This is a genomic window from Ruegeria sp. AD91A (genome assembly GCF_003443535.1).
GTDB lineage: Bacteria > Pseudomonadota > Alphaproteobacteria > Rhodobacterales > Rhodobacteraceae > Ruegeria.
Map to the genome: position 1 here is coordinate 2,119,881 of NZ_CP031946.1, position 21,540 is coordinate 2,141,420.

The following is a 21,540-nucleotide window of genomic DNA, read 5'->3' on the forward strand; positions in this document are numbered from 1 at the left end:
CGCTGCTACATGCGGGGGCGATGGGGGTGAGTCAAGGCTGCGTGGTGAGATCTTGAAGCGGCCGCGCCTCGATCACCACGAAAGCCTGCGCCCAGGGATGGTCATCGGTCAGCGTGACGTGGATGATCGCCTCGTGCCCTTCAGGCGTCATTTCGCGCAGCCGTTCGGCGGCCCAGCCTGTCACATGCATCACGGGCTGGCCGGTGCGCAGATTGGTGACGGCCATGTCTTTCCACGCGATGCCCATGCGCAAACCGGTACCCAGCGCCTTGGAACAGGCCTCTTTCGCGGCCCAGCGTTTGGCATACGTACCCGCGGTGTCGGCGCGGCGTTCGGCCTTGCGCTGTTCGGTGTCAGTAAAGACGCGATTGCGGAACCGGTCGCCGAACCGGTCGAGCGTGCCCTGGATGCGATCAATATTTGCCAGGTCTGTGCCGATGCCGAGGATCATGACAATCTCACCGTCAGGATCTTGTAACTCGCCACACCAAAGAACCCGGCGAAGGCGAAATCGAACCAGCGGCGGGCGCGGCGGTAGGTTCGGACCATGCGCTCGGATGAAAACAGAAACGCATAGCCGATGAAGATCAAAAGCGATCCGGCATAGAGCATGGCGAAATAACCCAGCAGCATCGACAGGCTGGCATCATTGGGCGCGACGATGGCATAGATCGAGCCCCAGCTGAGGATCGCCTTGGGGTTGGTCAGGTGAATGGCCGCGCCCTTGGCAAAGATGGTCGGCAAAGTGCCCGTGACCGGTTTGCCCAAAGCGACCTCATCCGAGGTCATCGCACGACGCAGGGCCTTCAGCGCCAGCCAGCCCAGATAAGCTACGCCGATATAGCGGATCACCTCGAACACCCAGACATTGGCCAGCATGATCGCCGACAGGCCAAGCGCGGCGGCAATGCCCCACGCGGCAGATCCAGCGCAAATGCCCAGTGCAAAGGCCAGCCCAGCGGTGCGGCCTTCGTTCATGGCTGTTCCGGCAATGCCCATCGTGGCGGGGCCCGGAGAGCCGCCAGCCATCAGCCAGGCTAGCCAGATGGCGACAAAGCCGGGGGTGATCACACCCGCGCCTCATCCATAAGGCGGCGCATTTCCTGAATGGCCGGGGTCAGACCCAGAAAGATCGCCTCGCCAATCAGGAAATGACCGATATTCAGTTCCTTGACCTCTGGGAAAGCGGCGACCGGTTTCACGGTGTCATAGGTCAGGCCATGACCCGCATGAACCTCAAGCCCCAGCGAATGGGCGAAAGAGGACATCTGGCGCAGCGCTTCAAGCTCGTGTTCGGCATCCTCGATACGGCCTTCGGCATAGGCGTCGCAATAGGCGCCGGTGTGCAGTTCGATTACCTCGGCGCCGATACGGTGCGCGGCCTCGATCTGGCGTTGATCGGCGGCGATGAAGATCGACACCCGACAGCCGACATCACGCAAAGGCGCGATGAAATGCGCCAGCCTGTTTTCCTCGCGCGCGACTTCAAGACCGCCCTCGGTGGTGCGCTCCTCGCGCTTTTCGGGAACGATGCAGACCGCGTGCGGCTTATGGCGCAAGGCGATTTTCTGCATCTCGGGCGTCGCGGCCATCTCAAAGTTCAGCGGCACCGACAGAACCTCCATCAGCCCGTCGATATCGGCGTCCGAGATATGGCGTCGATCTTCGCGCAAATGCGCGGTGATGCCGTCGGCGCCTGCCTCTTCCGCCAGTTTGGCGGCGCGCAGCGGATCCGGATAATCCCCGCCCCGCGCATTGCGCACCGTGGCCACGTGATCGATGTTCACACCCAGACGCAGATGGTTCTCAGACATCCCTCGATTCCTTTTGCATGTTTTGGCCCGAGCCTAGAGACTCTGCCGAAGAAACGTCAGCCGAATCTTCGGCCAAACGCTTGATTTCATCAAACTTCGCCTTGATCTTGGCCCGACGGCGCTGCTGGTACGTCAGGATCAAAGGCAGGCTGAGGTAATAGCAGATCACACCCGCAACGACGCCCGGAATGATCCCACCGATCATGTAGGGGTAGAAGACGTCGTCGTAGAACTGCGACAGCCCGTGCCAGTCGGCCACGCGATCCGTAAATAACGCCAAGAAATTGTTCTTGAGATCCCCTATGGCACTGGCGAATTTGCCCATCAGCCCCCGTGTGTCGCCTTCTTCGTATTCGGTGCCCAGCAGGAAATGCCCGGTCTGAAGACAGATCACCCCAATCGGTACATACGTGAGCGGGTTGCCAAAGAACGTGCCGCTGAGCGCGGCCAGAAGATTGCCTTTGATCAGCCTTGCGCCAATGGCGGCGACAAGAAAATGCAACCCGTAAAACGGAGTAAAGGCCGCGAAAACACCCGCCCCTATGCCGCGCGCGATTCGGTCAGGGGTATCCGGCAGACGCCGGACACGGTGTTTCACGTAATGGAAGGCGCGGGTCCATCCGCCACGCGGATAGACGAAATCCGATGCGATCTGGACTGGAGAGCGTCGGTCTCGGCGCTTGAATACCACCCGTGATCACCCCTTCTCAGCCAGCCGCAACCGAAGTCTTGACCTGATCCCGATACCGTTCGACCGCAGCAACATCGCTTTCCGCCTCTAGCATCAGCATGAGTGAGTGAAGCTGTTCAAGGTCGCGCAGCTCGACATTGATCAGAAGGCGATAAAAATCCGGTTTGCGATCAACAAACTCGAGGTTCGAGATATTGGCCTTTTTCTCGCCGATCAATGTGCAAATACGCCCCAGAACTCCGGCGTCGTTGCCAATGGTCAGATCCAACGTCGCGCCATAGACGGCCGGGTGGGTGCCCGAGTGCCAGTGCAGATCGACCCACCGGTCAGGTTCGCCTTCGAACTCGCTGAGCCGGTCGCAATCGATGGCATGTACAACCACGCCCTTGCCCCGATAGGTGATGCCGACGATACGTTCCCCCGGAAGCGGTTGACAGCAGGGGGCCCGGTCGAACTTCTGCCCCGGCTCCAGGCCAATCACCGCACGGCGCAGCGGAATGGCGTCGCCGTCGTCCTTGGCAAGTTCGGGATAGACGGCCTGAACCACCTCATGCGCGGTCAGTTCGGCGCTGCCAAGACGGGCCAGTAGCTCGTGCCGATCTTTCAGGCGCAGGTGTTTTGCGGCGGTATCAAGCGCTTTGTCGGTCGCCTTGCGGCCCACGTGCTCGAAACCGGAACGCGCCAGTTCCTTGCCCAGCTTGATGAATCGTTCCCGATCCACCTCGCGCAGGGCGCGGCGAATGGCGGTACGGGCCTTGCCGGTGACTGCAATCTCCAGCCACGTGACCTGTGGCGTCTGACCGTCGGCAGTGATGATGTCCACGGACTGGCCATTTTTGAGCCGCGTCCAGAGCGGAACGCGGATACCGTCAACCTTGGCCCCGACACAGGCGTGACCGATACGGGTATGAATGGCATAGGCGAAATCGATGGGTGTCGCGCCACGCGGCAGTTTAACCACGTCGCCCTTGGGGGTGAAACAGAACACCTGGTCCGAGTACATCTCGAGCTTGACGGCTTCGAGGAAGTCTTCGTGATCTTCCTCGTTGTCGAACTGCTCGGTCAGGTTGGAAATCCATTTGGCCGGATCGACGGCGAATGGGTTCTCGGTGCGCACACCGTCGCGATAGGACCAATGCGCCGCGACCCCGGTTTCGGCCACGTCATGCATCTGCCGGGTACGGATCTGGACCTCGACCCGTTTACCGTCCCGGCCAGAAACCGTGGTGTGGATGGAGCGGTAACCGTTGGATTTCGGCTGGCTTATGTAGTCCTTGAACCTGCCCGGCACCGCCCGCCAGCGCTGATGGATGGCACCCAGAGTCCTATAGCAGTCTTCTTCCGTCTGGGTGATGATGCGGAAACCGTAGATGTCAGACAAGCGAGAGAAGCCCTGATCCTTTTCCTGCATCTTGCGCCAGATCGAATAGGGTTTCTTGGCGCGACCAAAAACCTCTGCCTCGATACCCGCTTTTTCCAGCTCGTGTCGCATGTCGCCGGTGATGCGATGAATCACGTCGCCGGTTTCGCGTTGCAGGGTGATGAAGCGACGGATGATCGACTGGCGGCCTTCGGGGTTGAGGACACGGAAAGCCAGATCTTCAAGTTCCTCGCGCATCCACTGCATGCCCATCCGGCCCGCAAGCGGTGCGTAGATATCCATCGTCTCACGGGCTTTGACGATCTGCTTTTCCGGGCGCATCGCCTTGATCGTGCGCATGTTGTGCAAACGGTCGGCGAGCTTGACCAGAATGACCCGCAGGTCCTTGGACATGGCCATGAACAGCTTGCGGAAGTTCTCGGCCTGCTTGGTCTCGCGGCTGGACAGTTGCAGGTTGGTTAGCTTGGTGACGCCATCCACCAGTTTGGCGACCTCATCCCCAAAAAGTTCAGCCACCTTGCCATAGTTGGCCTTGGTGTCTTCGATCGTGTCGTGAAGCAGCGCCGTGATGATGGTTGCATCATCCAGACGCTGTTCGGTCAGGATGGCGGCAACGGCAACGGGATGGGTGAAATAGGGTTCACCGGAATGACGGAATTGCCCTTCATGCATCTGCTGGCCAAATTCGTAGGCCAGCGCAATGCGGTCAGCATTTGTCTTGGGATTGTAGTTGCGGACCAGCGCAATCAGGTCGTCAGCAGAAATCATCCGGTCCGCACCTTCGTCTTCAGGGCTTACCCCTGCCCTTGAGCCTCCATCAGAGCGCGCAGGAGCTTCTCTTCGGACATGTCGTCCATGGCGGGTTTGTCCGTTTCGGCACCCATCAGCAGCGCCATCTGATCCTCTTCGGGCTCATCAACCTCGATCTGGGTCTGGTTGGCCTCGATCAGCCGCTCGCGCAGTTCGTCTGCGCTTTGGGTTTCGTCGGCGATTTCACGCAGAGACACGACAGGGTTCTTGTCGTTATCGCGGTCAACGGTAATCGCTGCACCGGCGGAAATCTCACGCGCCCGATGGGCGGCGAGCATCACCAGCTCGAACCGGTTTGGAACCTTGTCTACGCAATCTTCAACCGTCACGCGGGCCATTGGGCGCTCTCCGTTTCTGAATCCATGTCAGGAAGGGGTTTATCTAAGCGCGAATCCGCGCCTTGACAAGCAGGAAATGCTGCATTTGCACGGATCACAGCGCCGTGACCGCCTCGACCTCTGCCGCGGGAAGGGCCTGGATCATCTCGGAGACCGTGAGATCCAGAACCGGATGACGCCATTCGGGCACGATATCGGCCATTGGCACCAGGACAAAGGCGCGATCCTGAAGGCGCGGGTGCGGCAGAACCAACTGATCCGGCGCCTCCTGCCTTTGCGATTCGGCCGGCAGGGTCAGCCAGCGATCGAACACGGCGCGATCCGGCAGGACCTGATCTTCGAAACAGACCAGATCCAGATCCAGCGTCCGCATCCCCCAGCGCTGCACCCGTTCGCGCCCGAATTCCTGTTCGACCTCGTGCAGCGCCTGCAACACCTGCGACGGAGATTTCTCGGTCGCAATCAGCGCCGCGGCATTCACGTAGTCCGGGCCGGCCCCGGCGGGAAAGCACGGTGTCGCAAAAAAACGACTGACAGAGCGAATCATCACATTGTGACGCGATAACGCGTCAAGCGCGCTCTGAAGTGTTACAGCGGGACTATTTCCTCTCAAATCGAGATTTGCGCCCAGCGCAACAACGGCATTTGGCATGGATTTGCTCATGTGATACCCTACATTCGACCCATTGCATACTTGCGATAACCGACAGAAGTTCTAATTATAGGCTTACCAGAGCGCGTCATTTTATCACTCACTCACTCACGTAACGCGGCACGCACTGGATTATACCGGAAGGGACCATTTATGTTTTATAAAGACGAACGGCTAGCGCTGTTCATCGACGGCTCGAATCTTTATGCCGCGGCAAAAGCACTCGGTTTCGACATTGACTACAAACTTCTGCGGCAGGAATTCATGCGCCGCGGCAAGCTTCTTCGTGCCTTCTACTACACAGCGCTGCTGGAAAACGACGAGTATTCGCCGATCCGTCCATTGGTTGACTGGCTGCATTACAATGGCTTCACCATGGTCACGAAACCGGCCAAGGAATACACCGACAGCATGGGGCGTCGGAAAGTCAAAGGAAATATGGATATCGAGCTTACCGTCGATGCCATGGAACTGGCGCCGCGCGTCGATCATATCGTGCTGTTCTCGGGTGATGGGGATTTCCGCCCGTTGATCGCCAGCCTGCAACGGCAGGGTGTGCGCGTATCGGTGGTTTCGACCATCCGCAGCCAGCCGCCGATGATCTCGGACGAACTGCGCCGCCAGGCAGACAATTTCATCGAGCTGGAAGACCTGCGCGATGTCATCGGTCGCCCGCCGCGTGAAATGCCAACGGAGCATCGCAGCGTCGCTGTTGCCAGCAACAGCTAACGAGGCGACTGGCCTGTCATGATGGGAAAAAATCGCGCGGTCAGGACGTCGGTCCTGGCCGCGCTTCTTTAACAAGGTACAGGTGCTTAAACATCACCTGATTAGCAACGATTCGTGTCAGAGGAATGACGATGTCCTGTCTGGACCAAGGCCGGGAAAAGACTTACCTGTGCCATAAGGAGACAGCCTGATGAAAAAGCCGCCACTGACACTTTACCTTGCCGCCCCACGCGGGTTCTGCGCCGGTGTGGACCGCGCCATCAAGATCGTTGAGATGGCTTTGCAGAAATGGGGCCCACCGGTCTATGTGCGCCACGAGATCGTGCACAACAAATTCGTGGTCGATGGCCTTCGCGCCAAAGGGGCCGTTTTCGTCGAAGAGTTGCAGGAATGCCCCGATGACCGCCCCGTGATCTTTTCCGCCCACGGAGTGCCGAAATCCGTTCCCGCCGAGGCTGCCCAGCGCGAGATGATATATGTGGACGCCACCTGTCCTCTGGTTTCCAAGGTGCATGTCGAGGCGCAGCGCCACGCGGATGCGGGGTTGCAGATGATTATGATCGGCCACAAGGGCCATCCGGAAACCGTGGGCACCATGGGGCAGTTGCCCGAGGGCGATGTGCTGCTGGTCGAGACCGTGGACGACGTTGCCACGGTGCAGGTGCGCGACCCGCAGAAGCTGGCCTTTGTCACCCAAACCACCCTGTCGGTCGATGACACCAAGGACATCATCGCAGCCCTTCAGGCCCGGTTCCCAGCCATTGTCGGACCGCACAAGGAAGACATCTGCTATGCCACCACGAACCGGCAGGAAGCGGTGAAGTCCGTGGCCCCCAAGGCGGATGCCTTGCTGGTTGTGGGGGCGCCGAATTCATCGAACTCGCGCCGCCTGGTCGAGGTCGCCTCGCGCGAGGGGTGTCAGTACGCGCAGCTTGTCCAGCGCGCCACCGAGATTGACTGGCGCGCGCTTGAGGGTATCTCGACCGTGGCTGTCACTGCAGGCGCGTCGGCCCCGGAGGTTCTGGTGAACGAGGTGATCGAAGCGTTCAGCGCGCATTATGATGTCACCGTCGAGCCGGTCGAGACCGCCATTGAAAACGTCGAGTTCAAAGTCCCCCGCGTGTTAAGGCAACCGGCGTGAACGGAGTGCCGAAAGCACCGCTCTATCTGGGACTGGCGGGACTTGTCCCGTTTGTCTGGGGCGCGCTGACCTATCTGAACGGCGACCTAAATGCCTGGGGCGCGCAAACCTTTGGCCCACGTTTCGTAGGGCCCTATGTGCAACTGTTCTATGGATCGGTCATCCTGAGCTTCATGTCCGGTGTTCTCTGGGGCTTTGCCACCAAGACGTCAGGCAGCAAGGCGGCACTGTGTTATCTGTTGTCGGTTCTGCCCGCGCTTTGGGCATTTGCTATGACAGGGGGCGGGCCGGTCAATGCGGGCACCAATCTGATATATGGGTTCGTTGGCTTGTTGTTGCTGGATGCCCTGTTTTCCTACTGGCGCCTTACACCGATCTGGTGGATGCAGTTGCGCATCCTGCTGACCGCAGTCGTATTGGCCAGCCTTGCAGTCGGAGTGTACCTGTGACCGATGAACGTACGATCAAAGCCTATACAAACAAGGTGGCCGAATATCTGAAGATCCCCCTGCCGCCCGAGCAGCTTGAGGCTCGTCAGGCTTTCGCCGATGCGGTCGGTGCAGGAGGCTATGTACTGGATCTGGGGTCCGGGCCGGGGTCGGACAGCAGTTTCCTTATGCGTCAGGGGCTGAAAGTTCGGGCACTGGATGCCACGCCAGCCTTTGTCGAACATGCACGCGTAAACGGTGTGGATGCACATCTGGGTACGTTCGATGACGTCACCGAGACAGCCGAATATGACGGGATTTACGCCAGCTTTTCCCTGCTGCACGCACCCCGCGCAGATTTCCCGCGCCATCTGCAATCGATCCACAGGGCTCTGAAACCGGGCGGCCAGTTGTTTCTGGGGATGAAACTGGGCACCGGTGAGCACCGCGATGATCTGGATCGCTATTACACCTATTACACAGAGTCCGAAATAGAGGACGCCTTGAAAGAGGCCGGGTTTACGATTGATCGCGCAGTCCACGGCATCGGAAAGGGTCTGGCCGGATCGTATGATGGATATGTTCTGGTGTTTGCCCATGCCTGAATTGTTTGCATATACAGACGGCGCCTGTTCGGGCAATCCTGGCCCCGGCGGCTGGGGCGTGCTGCTGCGCGCGATGGACGGGGACAGGGTTCTGAAAGAACGTGAGCTCAACGGAGGCGAGGCCGAGACCACCAACAACCGGATGGAGTTGCTGGCCGCCATCAGCGCGCTGGAAACGCTGGAGCGGCCGTCGAAGATCACCATCGTCACCGACAGCGCCTATGTGAAGAACGGTGTCACCGGCTGGATTTTCGGTTGGAAGCGCAACGGTTGGAAAACCTCGAACAAGAAGCCGGTTAAGAATGTCGATCTGTGGCAGCGTCTGGATGAGGCGCAGGAACGGCATGATGTGACCTGGGAATGGGTCAAGGGCCACGCGGGCCACCCCGAGAATGAAAAAGCCGATGAACTGGCTCGTGCCGGCATGGCGCCGTTCAAACCGAAAAAGGCACAGGCGTGACCGCACTGACGCTGCTGGACTATGCCTCAGTTCTGATCTTCGCGTTGACAGGGGCACTGGTGGCCAGCCGTGCCCAGCTGGATCTGGTGGGCTTTGCTTTCATGGCCTGCCTGACCGCCGTCGGTGGCGGCACTGTACGAGACCTTTTGCTGGATCGTCACCCGATCTTTTGGGTCGGGCAGCCGAATTACATCCTGATCGCAGTCGCGGCGTCGGTCTTGGTGTTCTTTACAGCACATCTGGTTGAAAGCCGTTATAACTGGCTGGTCTGGCTGGACAGTTTTGCGCTGTCGGTTGCCGTTGCGGCCGGAACCGGCGCGGCGCTGTCGCTGGATCAGTCCGGGGTCATTGTCGTTTTGATGGGTGTGACCACCGGATGCCTGGGCGGGCTGATGCGCGACGTGGTCTGCAACGAAGTGCCGCTGGTGCTGAAACAGGGCGAACTTTATGTGTCCTGTGCCTTTACAGGTGCCCTGACGGCAGTGCTGGCTGCCAGATTGGGGACAGAGCCTGCGTTTTCTCTGGCTCTCTGCGCGCTGGTGTGCTGGGCGTTGCGAGCCGGATCTTTGATGTTTGGCTGGCAGATGCCGGTCTACAAAAGCCGCCCGCCGCGCAACTGAGCCTATCTGTGGACGCCAAAGCGGCATGCTGATACCCCTGCTGAAAGCGCAGCCCGGAGGCCAATGTGTCCTTTAGACTTACATCCATCACATCTTGCCTGGCCCTGCTCGCCTCATGTGGCGCGTATTACACTCCTGTCAGTTTTGTTGCTCAGGGCGACCAGATCATCGCCTCGGGCACGATTGACGAGACAACCCTGTCTGCCTTTGAGGAAGTGATCGCCCAAAACCCCGAAGCCCGAACGCTGGTGCTGCAATACATTGAAGGATCGTTGGATGATGACGCCAACGTTATTTTCAGCCGCGAAGTGCACAGGGCCGGGTTCGATACCGTCGTGCCCTCGAACGGTCTGGTTGCCAGCGGGGGCACCGATCTGTTTCTGGCCGGAAACCGCCGCGTCCTGCAACCGGGGGCCTGTGTCGGTGTCCACAGCTGGGCCGGGTCAGGTCTGGTGGCGACCGACTTGCCCGAGGACGACCCCGAACATGACCGATACCTGGACTATTTCAAAGACATCGGCGTGGATGAGGCATTCTACTGGTACACCCTCTATGCCGCCCCGGCCGACAGTATGCACTGGATGAACACCACCGAAGCGAACCGGTTCGGTTTGACCACCAGAGGTGCTCCGGCACTTGGGTCTGCGACGGAGTGCGACGAAAGGTAAGTTAGCCGTTCAACAAGCGCGCGCCGATTTCCTTGACGAACTTCGCGGCCACCATCGCCGTCATGCCATAGGGGTCGCGATGCGGGTTAAGCTCGACAATATCTGCACCGACCAGCTGACCTTTGAACCGATGGATCAGGTCGATAACCTCGCGCGTGCTCAGCCCGCCTGGCTCATGGTGCGAGACGCCGGGGGCAAAGGCCGGGTCCAACGCATCCAGATCCAGTGACAGGTAGACGGGGCCATCGAAGGCAATCTGCAAATCGGGGCTCCAGCTGCGCATGTCGATCACCTCGACGCCGAACCTGTCGGCCTGTTCACGCTGATGCGCGTTCATGGTGCGGATGCCGACCTGCACCAGACGCTTGACCGGGCAGTTCTCCATCACGCGGGCAAAGGGGCAGCCATGGCCGAGCGGTCCGATATCCTGCGTTTCGTACAGATCAGGGTGGCTGTCGATATGCAGGATATTCAGCCCTTCGTACCGGTCTGCATGGGCCTTGATCAGCGGATAGGCCACGGAATGGTCACCGCCCAGTGACAACAGGCGTGCGCCGGTTGCGATCCGCTTCGCCGCTTCGGCCTCGATCCGGTCAATCGGTTCCTGCCCGCGCATCTCAAAAACACCCAGATCGCCGGTATCCCGGAATTGGGCGCTTGCACCCAGATCAGTGCCATCCTCGGCCGTCAGGTTGGCCGCGCCGGAATGCAGCGCCTCGCGGATGCGTCCGGGGGCGAATGCCGGCCCTTGCAGGAACGAGGAATGCAGATCCAGAGGAATGCCCATCAAAGCGACATCTCCCGGCTTCAGTTCGTACGGCATCATCACTCCCCTTTTTACTTGAATGTGATCTGGATGGAGGAATGGCGCCGGGTCAAGGGGTTAACGGCGCAGGTAGGTCTGCCAGATCCAGATCACCAGCAATGCACCCAGAACCGCCCCGACAAAACCAGACAGCCACCCCATAACGGTTACAAGAAACCGCAGAACGAACCCTCCGATCAAGGCCCCGACAATACCGATCAGCATGGTCGTCGGGATGTCGGCCTCGATCCGCATCAGGCGGGTGGCGAGGAACCCTGCCGCTGCGCCGATGATGATCAGGGCGACGATTGGCATATCACTTCCTCCAATGGGTCGGCACGATGATCAGGGCCCCAATGGACGAAATCACCGAATCCAGCCCCGGAGGGCCAAAGCTGATGCCAAACATGATGCGGACGAAATAGAACAGGAACGCCCCGCCCACGCAGATGATGATGGATTGTAAATATCCGTTATGGGTGAAACCGGTCTGTTCGGACAGATACCCGACGATCCCGGCAATCACGACAGTGCCCATCATCACCATGAACATATGGCTTTACTCCGAAGACATCCGGGTGCCAATCGGGATTGGCCAGCCCCGCAGGAAGGTTTCCCTATCCTGCGCGCCTTTGCCTGCCCTTTGCAAGCGCAGCAGCTCTACGGCACCCTGCCCGCAGGCCACATACAGATTGTCATTCAGAACCTCCCCCGGTGCGCCCTGTCCTTCGGCCAGACGCGAGGCGAGGAGCTTTACCCGATTGCCTTCGATCTCGGTCCAGGCCCCGGGAAAGGGCGACAGGCCGCGGATCTGCCGATCGACCTCAACGGCGGGGCGCGACCAGTCCACGCGAGCCTCGGACTTGTCGATCTTGGCGGCATAGGTGACACCAATCTCGGGCTGCGGATCAGGAGTCAGGCCGGGCAGCTTTGCCAACGCCTCAACAATCAGAGCCGCGCCCATCGCCGAGAGCCGGTCATGCAGTTCCGCGGTGGTTTCCTCGGGCCCGATATCGGTGGCCTGCCGCAGCAGAACGGGGCCGGTATCAAGGCCCGCCTCCATTTGCATGATACAGATGCCGGTTTGCGCATCGCCTGCCATGATCGCCCGATGGATCGGAGCCGCCCCGCGCCAGCGCGGCAACAGGCTGGCGTGAATGTTCAGGCAGCCATGAGTCGGCGCATCGAGGACGGGCTGGGGCAGGATTAGCCCATAAGCCACAACGACCGCCACATCCGCATTCAGTGCGGCAAAACTGTCCTGTTCCTCAGCCGGTTTCAGCGAGGTTGGGTGACGCACGTCCAGACCCAGCGCCTGAGCACGTGCGTGAACCGGCGTTGGGCGATCCTTCTTGCCCCGCCCCGCTGGGCGCGGGGGCTGGCAATAGACGGCGGCGATCTCATGCCCGGCCTCGACCAGCGCATCCAGAACCGGCACCGAGAAATCCGGGGTTCCCATGAAAACAACGCGCATCTTTATACCTGTTTTTTGACTTTTCGCAGCAGCATGTCGCGTTTAACCTTGCTGAGCCGGTCGAAATACATCCGGCCATTCAGATGGTCGATCTGGTGCTGGACACTGGTGGCCTCGATGCCGACAAAATCGCGACGGTCCACCATGCCCTGTTCGTTCAGGAATTTAACAGTCACTGCACGCGGACGTTTTACCGTGGCCGACACGCCCGGCAGGTTCGGACTGGCCTCTTCATGTTCACGCAGTTCAATCGAGCTGTGCAGAATTTCCGGGTTCGCCAGACGCACGGCCTTGCCCCGCTCGGCCGACCCATCGACCACGGCCAGACGCAACATCACTCCGATCTGCGGCGCGGCCAGACCGACACCGGGCATGGCCTCCATCGTGTCGATCATGTCCTGCCAAATCCGACGAATTTCATCGGTGATTTCGGTCACCTGATCCGCCTTGGTGCGCAAGCGTTTGTCGGGCCAGGGCAGACAGGTACGAACGGTCATACGCGCGTCCGTTCACGTTTGAGCTTTTGCATCTTGCGGGTAATCATTTGCCGTTTCAAAGGTTTGAGATAGTCGATGAACAGCTTGCCGTTCAAATGGTCGATTTCATGCTGCACGCAAGTGGCCCAAAGCCCGTCGAAAGTCTCCTGTTGCAGGTTTCCCTTCTCGTCCATCCAGGTGACATCGACCACCTTGGGGCGGGTCACTTCGGCATATTGATCCGGGATCGACAGGCATCCTTCCTCGTACACATTGGTTTCCTCGGAAGACGCGATAACCTCGGGGTTGAACATGATCAGCGGGCGCGGTGTTTCGCCTTCTTCCTTGACGCAGTCCAGCACGATCAACCTCTCCAGAACACCGATCTGAGGTGCGGCGAGGCCAATCCCGGGCGCGTCATACATGGTTTCCAGCATGTCGTCAGCCAGCGTGCGCAGCTCATCCGTCAGGTCGGACACAGGCGCACAGACCTTTTTCAGGCGGGGGTCGGGATGGATCAGGATATTGCGTCTCATGTGGCTGATTTAGGCCATCCCGCCCCGCGCCGCAACGCCCCCCTTGCACCTGCCCGATTTGCGGTTAGCTTTCGATCGACAAAATGGAGCAGACATGACTTTCAACGACCTGATCGACCGCCGGGGCACCAACAGTTCAAAATGGGACAAGATGGAGATGTTGTATGGCATCTCGCCCGAGGACGGTCTGGCCATGTGGACGGCCGATTCCGATTACCAAACAGCACCCTGCGTGATCGACGCGGTGCGCAAAGCCGCAGATCACGGCGTGTTTGGCTATTCATGGATGCACCCGGATTACCTGGCGTCGGTTCAGTGGTGGATGAAAACCCGGCATGATTGGGAAATCGACTCAGATTGGATTCTGACAACCCAGGGTCTGGGCAATGCAATCGCCCTGTCGCTGGATGTATGGACCGATCCCGGTGATGGCATCGTGATCTTCACCCCCGTCTACCATGAGTTCGCGCACAAGGTGAACAAATCGGGCCGCCGTGTCGTAGAATGCCCATTGGTGCGGGACAGGGATAGCTATGGCCTTGATCTGGAGGACGCCCAGTCCCGGCTGGACGGGTCCGAGAAGATGCTGCTGTGGTGTTCGCCGCAAAACCCGTCAGGTCGCGTCTGGACACCCGAGGAATTGCAAGCCGTAGCCGCGTTTGCCGAACGGAACGGTTTGATCCTGGTATCGGACGAGATTCACCACGATTTGGTCTATCCCGACGCCAAATTTGTGCCGATGGATGTGGCCGCTCCAGATGCGCGGCCTTGGACAGTGACGCTGACGGCAGCGTCGAAGACCTTCAACATCGCCGGGCAGCGGACCGGCAATATGATCATTCCCGATCCCAAACTGCGCGCGGCCATGAAGCAACGGCTGCAGACATTGGATTACGATCCCAGCGCGCTGGGTGTGGCGATGATCACCGCCGCCTACAGCCCCGAAGGGGCCGAATGGGTGGATGCCCAGATCGCGCATCTGGAGGAAAACCGGCGCCTGTTCGATCAGACCATCGCCGAAATTCCGGGGCTTTGGTCGATGCCCTTGCAGGCGACCTATCTGGCCTGGGTCGATTTCTCGGGCACCGGCATGGATCACGCCGAATTTGTCCGTCGTCTGCGCGAGGACGCGCGGATCGCGACATCGTCAGGTCCGGGTTTCGGCACTGGAGGCGAGACGTTCGAACGGTTCAACCTCGCCACACAAAGAGCGCGGGTTGAGGAAGCTTGCGTGCGGCTGAAACAGGCCTTCGGGGATCTGCAATAAGTATGCGTCGGCCGGGAATTTCAAGCTCTGCCCTGTTGTTCACAGGTGCCGGTTGATTTGGCTGACGCTGCTTTGGCCCGCGCGTGCCTGCCCTTATGCTGGCACCGCTGGCCTCTGGTATCGACCAAATCCTGGACGCAACTGGAACGCCCGTTGAAATTCGCCCTTAGTCGTCAAGCCCAAGCAGGGCGATCGGCGCGTCGGGCGCGCGATAAAAGTCAAGCGGCGCGCTGTCATGGGCCGCCGTGCTGCGTTTGAATTCATACCGCATCTCACCGCCCTCATGCTCATCCGCGACGATGAGGCATTGATAGAGGTGGTTGGCCCCGTCATAGATATCGACAAGTCCGCGCAGGCGCGGCGTGGTTTCCGCCTCAACCGTAAAACCGTCTTTCCACAATTTGAGTATTTTGTAAGTATTGTCGCCCATTTCCACCCGTAAACGGCTGGCTTTTTTCAATGTGGCGATTCGTGCCGCGTCCAACTCGGCGCGTATTTCCTTTGAAACATAGGTACTCATTAATCCGTTCCCCCCGTGAATGACTACCATTGTGCGGGAAAAGTTGTAAAAATCCAGTGAACCACGTCACAGACATCCGATCTGGCGGAGGTTTCCTGCACAGAAACCCCGGCCTCGACTGTGCGCGAATGCAGGGCATTTGCGCGGGCACTCGCATAGGAAGACGCCGGGTCCGGCCCTATCTTTGGCGAAACGCGCATGCGGAGGAAAAGATATGGGCCTGTTGGTCGAAGGAAAATGGCACGACACTTGGTATGATACCAAATCCACGGGCGGTGCATTCAAGCGCAGCGCCGCGCAGTTTCGCAATTGGTTGACAGCTGACGGCGAGGCAGGGCCATCAGGCAAAGGCGAGTTCAAGGCGGAACCCGGGCGCTATCACCTCTATGTCAGCTACGCTTGCCCCTGGGCGCATCGCACCCTGATTTTTCGCGAGTTGAAAGGGCTGAACGATCTGATTTCAGTCTCGGTCGTACATCCGGACATGCTGGACAAAGGCTGGACCTTTGAAACAGACGGCCATGGCGCGACGGGCGACGATCTCTATGGGCTGAACTATGCTCACCAGATCTATACCAAAGCCGATCCAGCCTATACGGGCCGCGTGACCGTGCCGATCCTATGGGACAAGCAGCAGGAAACCATTGTCTCGAACGAAAGCTCGGAAATCATCCGCATGTTCAATTCGGCCTTCAACGGGATCACCGGCAATACCGATGATTACTGGCCCGAAGCGATGCGCGATGAAATCGAAGAGGTCAACGGGCGCATCTACTCAGACGTCAACAACGGCGTGTACAAGTCCGGCTTTGCCACCTCGCAAGCGGCCTACGACGCCGCAGTGGGTCCTTTGTTCGACACGCTGGACTGGCTGGAAGACCGTCTGGCCCGGAACCGTTACCTGATGGGGGATCGGATCACCGAGGCTGACTGGCGGCTGTTTACGACGCTGATCCGCTTTGACCCGGTCTATCACCTGCACTTCAAATGCAACAAACGGCGTCTGATCGATTACACGAATCTATGGGCCTATACGCGTGAACTGTACCAATGGCCCGGCGTGGCCCCCACCGTGAACATGACCCATATCGTGCGCCACTATCACTACAGCCATGACAGCATCAATCCATACCGGATCATTCCGGTGAACCCGGTGCTGGATTACGCAGAACCGCACCGCCGCGATCAGCGCCCAGCTGCGTAGTGTTCAACCATCGCCGCCAGATCCTCTGGCGGTGTTTCGCTTTGCACATAAGCACAGGCATTCGGACTGTGGGCAAAGATTGATCCATCCGAGAAGAAGGTGGTGTTGGTGACAAAGATCACCCGCGCCTGGGGGCGGCGATAGCTGGCAAAATCGGCCACAGCCAGAGCACTTCCGGTTTCCAGAACCAGATCCAGCACGATGATTTCGAAATCCGTGCCGTATAGCGCCAGAATGGCGGCCTCCTGCGTCTCGACCAGCGTGACCTCGGCGCCTTGCCGTTCCAGATGCCTTTTCCAGACCCGACCTAGGTCGGGATTACTCTCAACAATCAGAACTTTCATTTGCAACAACCTCGGCACTTGATATGGTGAGCGGTGCCGACCCCCGTGGTCCGTGATCTCGTTATTTCCTTAACAAAGTGTTAACAGCGGCCCCACAGCCCCGTGATCGGGCGGATTTGCTTGTATTAGAGGCAAGAATCCGCTTGAAGCACGCCAAAAGCGGTTTTTTTCTCGCAGAGAGAGCAGATGAGCACATCGGATCAAGACCTGGATCCACGCACGGTTCGCGACCACGGCGGCGGGCTGGACAGGGCGATTGCACAATACGGCGGGCAACGCACCGACTGGATCGATCTGTCTACCGGCATCAATCCGCATACCTATCCTGTTTCGGGCCTGACTGCCGCTGACTGGGCTGAGTTACCGGATCACGGGGCTTTTGAACGGCTGAGCGGTGCCGCACGCCGGTTCTGGGACGTGCCGCACCGAGCATCGATCCTGCCCGCACCGGGAGCATCGGCGGTCATCGCGCGTCTTCCCGCGCTAACTGCGGCGGGTACGGTACAGATCACGCCGCCCACCTATAACGAACACGCCGCCGCCTTTTCGGCACAGGGGTGGAATGTTCAAACAAAAGGGCCGGGTGACGCCCGCGTGATCGTCCATCCGAACAATCCCGACGGGTATATCTGGCAGGAAAGCGACGTCTCAGCGCCACTTACCGTTATTGATGAAAGCTTTGGCGACGTCATGCCGGACAAGTCCTTGATCCATCTGGCAGACCGCCCCGGCGTGATCTTGCTGAAGAGTTTTGGCAAGTTCTGGGGGCTGGCCGGGATGAGACTGGGATTCGCCATCGGACGACCGGACTTGATCAACCGGCTGAACGATCTGACTGGGCCATGGTCGGTTTCAGGCCCTGCCTTGCGGGTTGGCACACAGGCCCTTGAAGATACGGATTGGGCGAACGCCACGCGTAAGCGACTGGCAGACGAGGCCACTCGGCTGGATTTGCTGTTGACGGCCAGAGGAGCCAAGGTCGCTGGCGGCACAAGCCTGTTCCGATTGTACAAGGTCGATGATGCCTCCCGCTGGCAGGAACAGCTGGCACAGAACCATATCTGGAGCCGCATCTTCCCCTACTCCGAAACCTATCTGCGCCTCGGTTTGCCTCCTGCGAACGGGTGGGACCGGCTGGAGGTCGCGCTGTGAGCCTTGGCCTGATGCTGGTCTGTGCCATGTGTCTTGACGCAGCGCTGGGAGAACCCGACTGGCTCTGGTCGCGTATCAAACATCCGGCGGTAGTGATCGGAAACCTGATTGGCTGGCTGGATAAACGTCTGAATCACGGGGCCGCACGTCGGGCAAAAGGGGTGGGTGTGCTTGTCCTGCTGGTTTGCGGCGCATGGGGGCTTGGATGGGCTTTGTCCCTGCTGGGGCCAGTTGTCGAAATCCTGGTCTGCGCGATCCTGCTGGCGCAAAAATCGTTGGTCGCGCATGTTCGCGCCGTGGGCAAAGGGCTGATGGCCTCGCTGGCAGAGGGACGGACGCAGGTGGCCAGGATCGTCTCGCGCGATACACAGGACATGACCGAGGCGCAGGTGGCACGCTCAGCCATCGAAAGCGCCGCAGAAAACCTTAGCGACGGTGTCATCGCGCCTGCTTTCTGGTTTCTGGTCGCGGGGTTGCCGGGGCTGCTGGCCTATAAGGCGGTAAATACCGCCGACAGCATGATCGGGTATCGCAATGAAAAATACCGCGACTTCGGCTGGGCCTCGGCCCGGTTCGATGATCTGCTGAACCTGATCCCTGCCCGTCTGACCTGTGTGATGATCGTGGCACTCTCTGGACAGCGGTCGCGCTGGCGCGTGATTGTGGCGGATGCACGTCGCCATATCTCGCCCAACGCAGGCTGGCCCGAGGCCGCCATGGCCCGCGCGCTGAACGTCGCCCTCGCTGGTCCGCGCAGCTATGACGGGCAGCTACGGGATCTGGCCTGGGTCAATGGCGATGCCCCGCGCGAGATCGGGGCGTCAGAGGTTTTTCGCGCATGTCACATGTTGTGGAGCGTTTGGGGGCTTGCGCTTGGGCTCGTGTCAGTGTGGGTTGTGGTCAAACTGATATTCTGAAGGGTCCCTTCATGCGTTTTCTTTCCGGCCTTATCGCCGCTGCCCTGTTTGCCTCTCCTGCCTTGGCCCAATGTGGCGGTGACTTCAATTCTTTTGTCAAAGGGCTAAAGGCCGAGGCCAAACAACAAGGCTTTGAAAAATCCACCGTGAACGCTTTTTTCAAAGGCGTGCAGCAGGATGGCGCCGTGCTGAAGGCCGACCGGGCGCAGGGAGTGTTTCAGAAGCCCTTCATCGAGTTTTCCCGTCGTCTGATCTCGGCCAACCGTATCGAACGCGGGCAAGCGATGTCGCGCAAATACGATGCGGTATTTGGCCGGATCAAGAGGGAATACGGCATCTCGCGTGGGGTGTTGCTGGCTTTCTGGGCGTTCGAGACCGATTACGGATCGTTTCAGGGCGACTTCAACACCCGAAACGCACTGGTGACTTTGGCCCATGACTGCCGTCGGCCCGACCTGTTCCGCCCCCAAATCTTTGCAGCTATCGAGCTATATCAGAACGGTGATTTCGACCCGGCCCGTACAACTGGCGCATGGGCCGGTGAAATCGGTATGGTCCAGATGCTGCCGCGGGATATTCTGGAAAACGGTGTCGATGGTGACGGCGACGGGCATGTCCGTCTGAAAACCTCGGCCCCCGATGCGCTGATGTCCGGGGCCAAGATGCTGTCGCATCTGGGCTGGCGAGCAGGCGAACCCTGGCTACAGGAGGTCACGGTGCCCGCGCAGATGGATTGGTCGCTATCCGGCCCCGGCAAGCCCCGTTCGGTGGCGGATTGGCAGGCCATGGGCGTTCAGGCGCGCAGCGGGTCGCTGGCGAACCTGCCCGCCTCGCTGATCCTGCCACAGGGGCACAACGGCCCGGCCTTTCTGGCCTATCCGAACTTCGACGTCTATTTCGAATGGAACCAGAGCTTTGTTTATGTAATGACCGCCGCCTATTTCGGTACACGTCTGGAAGGGGCGCAGATTTACGATGCCGGCAATCCCGCACAAGGTCTGAACGGGGCGCAGATGAAGCAGCTGCAAAGCAAGCTTCAGACCAAAGGGTATGACGTTGGCAAGGTCGACGGGATCCTTGGGGCTGGCACCAGAGCGGCCGTGCAGGCGGAACAGAAGCGGCTTGGCCTGCCGGCCGACGCATGGCCGACAGTGGATCTGCTAAACCGGCTTTAAGCAGCAACCACGCTCACGCGACCCATTCCCGTTCCTGCGGAACATGGGGTGCAAAGGCGCGCGTCGTCACCACGGCACCCTCGGTTTCGATTGCAGTGTTGGGCTGTATCTCGAGCCATCCTTCATTATTGGCATCCAGTGGCTCGGACGAAATGATGATACCGTCTTTGCAGGCCTTGTAATGCAAGCTGGGTGCAAACCGATCAGAGGCATAACGGGCCGCAAAAACCCGTTTACCGTCCGACCAGCAGGCGGCAAACCGAAGATAGGGTGATGCTCCGCGGTGCCTGGAAAGGGCTTCGACCCGACCGACCGCACGGGCCATTGCACCAACAGGATCGGCGTCCAGCCCCTCTCCATGGGCGATGAGAAAGATCGCCTCGCTCTCGGTTGCGCCCATACGATGTTGGTACAGGTGCGCCGGGATCATGGTATCAAGCTCTTGCCGGATGCGTTCATGACCCCCGGCCTGACCGTTATGCATGAAGCTCCATCTGCCGACGCCAAAGGGGTGACAGTTGTTGCGCGAGGTCGCCATACCCGTCGAGGCCCGTACATGGGCCAGAAACAGCCGTGATTTCGTGTGATGCGCTAATTGCTTCAGATTGGCATCAGACCACGCTGGATGGGTGTCCTTGTAAAAGCACGGCGTTTCACGATCAGAATACCATGCCAGACCGAACCCATCCGCGTTTATCGGTGTTTTCCCAATTAATGCGTTTCGGCTTTGAATAACAAGCGATTGTTCTTGCTCAAGGACCAGTTCGTCCAGATATCGCTGCTGCCCAACCCAAGCCAAAAAACGGCACATTTTTTTTCCCGTACATCAAAGAAGATTCTCCGGGACGATACCGCCTTGGTTGTCAGGTTTCCTCCCTTACATCATCTGGATTTTCGGTATTTGTCTATCAAATGATCTGGAAATATAAAAATTTCAGATCATTTTATTCACTACGCACCGGATACCGGTCGCCTTTTTCGTCAATCAGGATCAACCTTTCCCCGCTGCGCACGTACAAATCGCACCGGCTGAACCCGGTGCGGTAGGCGATGCAGACACTGCCATCCTCGGCAATGGAATAGGTACCAAAAGCAGAATCTCCGCTCGCGTATGTGTAGGAATAGGCCCCGCCCGCTGAGAATTTCGCTTGCCCGTCGTCGTAGAAAGTCAGTGTCTGTCCTGCCAAAGCGTCAAGCTCTGCGGTTGTCAGGGGAATGTCCCCGGTTTTGACAGGCCAGTCGGCGGCAAAGGCCGGGCTGGCGGCGACGAGGGCAGAGATCAGAAAGCGCGTCATGCGCCCAGACTAGCGCGATAAAGTTGCACCCGTCATAA

29 protein-coding genes are annotated in these 21,540 nt (G+C 59.3%); 12 read left to right on the forward strand and 17 right to left on the reverse strand.

The genetic code is table 11. The annotated features are described in order from the left end of the window. Positions 1-31: 31 nt before the first annotated feature. From acpS to folK, 7 genes are all read right to left on the reverse strand, one after another. The gene (gene acpS, locus D1823_RS10555; protein WP_117869868.1) at positions 32-451 is read right to left on the reverse strand and encodes a holo-ACP synthase; all 420 of its coding nucleotides are present in this window, start codon (positions 449-451) and stop codon (positions 32-34) included. Beyond that, positions 448-1,071 carry a LysE family translocator gene (locus tag D1823_RS10560; protein ID WP_117869869.1) on the reverse strand — a complete coding sequence of 208 codons (624 nt, stop codon included), beginning with the start codon at positions 1,069-1,071 and terminating at the stop codon, positions 448-450. Before D1823_RS10560 ends, acpS begins: the two co-directional genes overlap by 4 nt. Beyond that, entirely contained in the window at positions 1,068-1,814 is a 747-nt protein-coding gene (locus D1823_RS10565) for a pyridoxine 5'-phosphate synthase (protein ID WP_117869870.1), read from the reverse strand. The genes D1823_RS10560 and D1823_RS10565 overlap by 4 nt, the downstream gene beginning before the upstream one ends. After that, the gene (locus D1823_RS10570) at positions 1,807-2,505 is read right to left on the reverse strand and encodes a DUF2062 domain-containing protein (RefSeq protein WP_117869871.1); all 699 of its coding nucleotides are present in this window, start codon (positions 2,503-2,505) and stop codon (positions 1,807-1,809) included. The genes D1823_RS10565 and D1823_RS10570 overlap by 8 nt, the downstream gene beginning before the upstream one ends. Before the next feature lie 16 nt (positions 2,506-2,521). Further along, complete coding sequence (locus tag D1823_RS10575; RefSeq protein WP_117869872.1) at positions 2,522-4,654, reverse strand: bifunctional (p)ppGpp synthetase/guanosine-3',5'-bis(diphosphate) 3'-pyrophosphohydrolase; 2,133 nt, start codon at positions 4,652-4,654, stop codon at positions 2,522-2,524. Between the two features lie 26 nt (positions 4,655-4,680). Further along, positions 4,681-5,034: a DNA-directed RNA polymerase subunit omega gene (rpoZ, locus tag D1823_RS10580; RefSeq protein ID WP_117869873.1), complete on the reverse strand. Its 354-nt coding sequence runs from the start codon at positions 5,032-5,034 to the stop codon at positions 4,681-4,683. A 94-nt stretch (positions 5,035-5,128) separates the two neighbouring features. Beyond that, on the reverse strand, positions 5,129-5,698 hold the full coding sequence (gene folK / locus D1823_RS10585; protein ID WP_117869874.1) for a 2-amino-4-hydroxy-6-hydroxymethyldihydropteridine diphosphokinase: 570 nt from the start codon (positions 5,696-5,698) through the stop codon (positions 5,129-5,131). A 141-nt stretch (positions 5,699-5,839) separates the two neighbouring features. On the opposite strand from folK, the gene D1823_RS10590 reads away from it, so the two are divergent. The 7 genes from D1823_RS10590 (at position 5,840) to D1823_RS10620 (ending at position 10,337) form a co-directional block, all read left to right on the forward strand. Further along, positions 5,840-6,415 carry an NYN domain-containing protein gene (locus D1823_RS10590; RefSeq protein WP_117869875.1) on the forward strand — a complete coding sequence of 192 codons (576 nt, stop codon included), beginning with the start codon at positions 5,840-5,842 and terminating at the stop codon, positions 6,413-6,415. A 190-nt stretch (positions 6,416-6,605) separates the two neighbouring features. Further along, complete coding sequence (ispH, locus tag D1823_RS10595; RefSeq protein WP_117869876.1) at positions 6,606-7,556, forward strand: 4-hydroxy-3-methylbut-2-enyl diphosphate reductase; 951 nt, start codon at positions 6,606-6,608, stop codon at positions 7,554-7,556. Further along, positions 7,553-8,005 carry a DUF3429 domain-containing protein gene (locus D1823_RS10600; RefSeq protein ID WP_117869877.1) on the forward strand — a complete coding sequence of 151 codons (453 nt, stop codon included), beginning with the start codon at positions 7,553-7,555 and terminating at the stop codon, positions 8,003-8,005. Before ispH ends, D1823_RS10600 begins: the two co-directional genes overlap by 4 nt. After that, positions 8,002-8,589, forward strand: coding sequence for a bifunctional 2-polyprenyl-6-hydroxyphenol methylase/3-demethylubiquinol 3-O-methyltransferase UbiG (locus D1823_RS10605; RefSeq protein WP_117869878.1), 588 nt, complete (start codon positions 8,002-8,004; stop codon positions 8,587-8,589). The genes D1823_RS10600 and D1823_RS10605 overlap by 4 nt, the downstream gene beginning before the upstream one ends. Next, the gene (gene rnhA, locus D1823_RS10610) at positions 8,582-9,049 is read left to right on the forward strand and encodes a ribonuclease HI (RefSeq protein ID WP_117872847.1); all 468 of its coding nucleotides are present in this window, start codon (positions 8,582-8,584) and stop codon (positions 9,047-9,049) included. The genes D1823_RS10605 and rnhA overlap by 8 nt, the downstream gene beginning before the upstream one ends. Next, positions 9,046-9,669 (forward strand): trimeric intracellular cation channel family protein, encoded by a 624-nt coding sequence (locus D1823_RS10615; RefSeq protein ID WP_117869879.1) that lies wholly within the window; start codon positions 9,046-9,048, stop codon positions 9,667-9,669. Before rnhA ends, D1823_RS10615 begins: the two co-directional genes overlap by 4 nt. A 65-nt stretch (positions 9,670-9,734) precedes the next feature. Next, on the forward strand, positions 9,735-10,337 hold the full coding sequence (locus D1823_RS10620; protein ID WP_254683710.1) for an alpha/beta hydrolase: 603 nt from the start codon (positions 9,735-9,737) through the stop codon (positions 10,335-10,337). A gap of 1 nt (position 10,338) precedes the next feature. Here D1823_RS10620 and speB read toward each other — a convergent pair whose 3' ends face one another. From speB to def (D1823_RS10650), 6 genes are read right to left on the reverse strand one after another with little or no spacing between them, the layout of a single operon-like run. Next, positions 10,339-11,160 (reverse strand): agmatinase, encoded by an 822-nt coding sequence (gene speB / locus D1823_RS10625; protein WP_117872849.1) that lies wholly within the window; start codon positions 11,158-11,160, stop codon positions 10,339-10,341. A 60-nt stretch (positions 11,161-11,220) separates the two neighbouring features. Then, positions 11,221-11,457: a GlsB/YeaQ/YmgE family stress response membrane protein gene (locus D1823_RS10630; protein WP_117869880.1), complete on the reverse strand. Its 237-nt coding sequence runs from the start codon at positions 11,455-11,457 to the stop codon at positions 11,221-11,223. A 1-nt stretch (position 11,458) separates the two neighbouring features. After that, a complete protein-coding gene (locus D1823_RS10635; protein WP_117869881.1) occupies positions 11,459-11,695 on the reverse strand; it encodes a hypothetical protein in 237 nt (78 codons plus the stop codon). 6 nt (positions 11,696-11,701) lie between these two features. Next, positions 11,702-12,616, reverse strand: coding sequence for a methionyl-tRNA formyltransferase (gene fmt / locus D1823_RS10640; protein WP_117869882.1), 915 nt, complete (start codon positions 12,614-12,616; stop codon positions 11,702-11,704). 2 nt (positions 12,617-12,618) lie between these two features. Next, positions 12,619-13,113, reverse strand: a complete 495-nt coding sequence (def, locus tag D1823_RS10645; RefSeq protein ID WP_117869883.1) for a peptide deformylase — start codon at positions 13,111-13,113, stop codon at positions 12,619-12,621. Continuing rightward, positions 13,110-13,628: a peptide deformylase gene (def, locus tag D1823_RS10650; RefSeq protein ID WP_117869884.1), complete on the reverse strand. Its 519-nt coding sequence runs from the start codon at positions 13,626-13,628 to the stop codon at positions 13,110-13,112. The genes def (D1823_RS10645) and def (D1823_RS10650) overlap by 4 nt, the downstream gene beginning before the upstream one ends. A 94-nt stretch (positions 13,629-13,722) precedes the next feature. Between def (D1823_RS10650) and D1823_RS10655 the strand changes: the two genes are divergently transcribed. Continuing rightward, positions 13,723-14,895 carry a MalY/PatB family protein gene (locus D1823_RS10655; RefSeq protein ID WP_117869885.1) on the forward strand — a complete coding sequence of 391 codons (1,173 nt, stop codon included), beginning with the start codon at positions 13,723-13,725 and terminating at the stop codon, positions 14,893-14,895. Positions 14,896-15,061: 166 nt separating this feature from the next. On the opposite strand, the gene D1823_RS10660 is transcribed toward D1823_RS10655, so the two are convergent. After that, positions 15,062-15,415 (reverse strand): hypothetical protein, encoded by a 354-nt coding sequence (locus D1823_RS10660; protein WP_117869886.1) that lies wholly within the window; start codon positions 15,413-15,415, stop codon positions 15,062-15,064. A gap of 214 nt (positions 15,416-15,629) precedes the next feature. Here D1823_RS10660 and D1823_RS10665 point away from each other — a divergent pair, with 214 nt between their 5' ends. After that, complete coding sequence (locus tag D1823_RS10665; RefSeq protein WP_117869887.1) at positions 15,630-16,619, forward strand: glutathione S-transferase family protein; 990 nt, start codon at positions 15,630-15,632, stop codon at positions 16,617-16,619. Here the strand turns inward: D1823_RS10665 and D1823_RS10670 are convergent. After that, positions 16,601-16,963, reverse strand: coding sequence for a response regulator transcription factor (locus tag D1823_RS10670; RefSeq protein ID WP_117869888.1), 363 nt, complete (start codon positions 16,961-16,963; stop codon positions 16,601-16,603). The two genes, D1823_RS10665 and D1823_RS10670, sit on opposite strands and share 19 nt — an antisense overlap. Before the next feature lie 186 nt (positions 16,964-17,149). On the opposite strand from D1823_RS10670, the gene D1823_RS10675 reads away from it, so the two are divergent. Genes D1823_RS10675 through D1823_RS10685 form a run of 3 tightly spaced genes read left to right on the forward strand, consistent with a single transcriptional unit; the run spans position 17,150 to position 20,207 of the window. Further along, positions 17,150-18,115 (forward strand): threonine-phosphate decarboxylase, encoded by a 966-nt coding sequence (locus tag D1823_RS10675; RefSeq protein ID WP_117869889.1) that lies wholly within the window; start codon positions 17,150-17,152, stop codon positions 18,113-18,115. After that, positions 18,112-19,032, forward strand: coding sequence for an adenosylcobinamide-phosphate synthase CbiB (gene cbiB, locus D1823_RS10680; RefSeq protein ID WP_117869890.1), 921 nt, complete (start codon positions 18,112-18,114; stop codon positions 19,030-19,032). Before D1823_RS10675 ends, cbiB begins: the two co-directional genes overlap by 4 nt. 11 nt (positions 19,033-19,043) lie before the next feature. After that, entirely contained in the window at positions 19,044-20,207 is a 1,164-nt protein-coding gene (locus tag D1823_RS10685) for a lytic murein transglycosylase (protein WP_117869891.1), read from the forward strand. Between the two features lie 13 nt (positions 20,208-20,220). Here D1823_RS10685 and D1823_RS10690 read toward each other — a convergent pair whose 3' ends face one another. Together D1823_RS10690 and D1823_RS10695 are read right to left on the reverse strand one after the other, a co-directional pair. Beyond that, on the reverse strand, positions 20,221-21,018 hold the full coding sequence (locus D1823_RS10690) for a class II glutamine amidotransferase (RefSeq protein ID WP_117869892.1): 798 nt from the start codon (positions 21,016-21,018) through the stop codon (positions 20,221-20,223). A 133-nt stretch (positions 21,019-21,151) separates the two neighbouring features. Further along, positions 21,152-21,502 carry a hypothetical protein gene (locus tag D1823_RS10695; RefSeq protein ID WP_117869893.1) on the reverse strand — a complete coding sequence of 117 codons (351 nt, stop codon included), beginning with the start codon at positions 21,500-21,502 and terminating at the stop codon, positions 21,152-21,154. Positions 21,503-21,540: the final 38 nt, after the last annotated feature.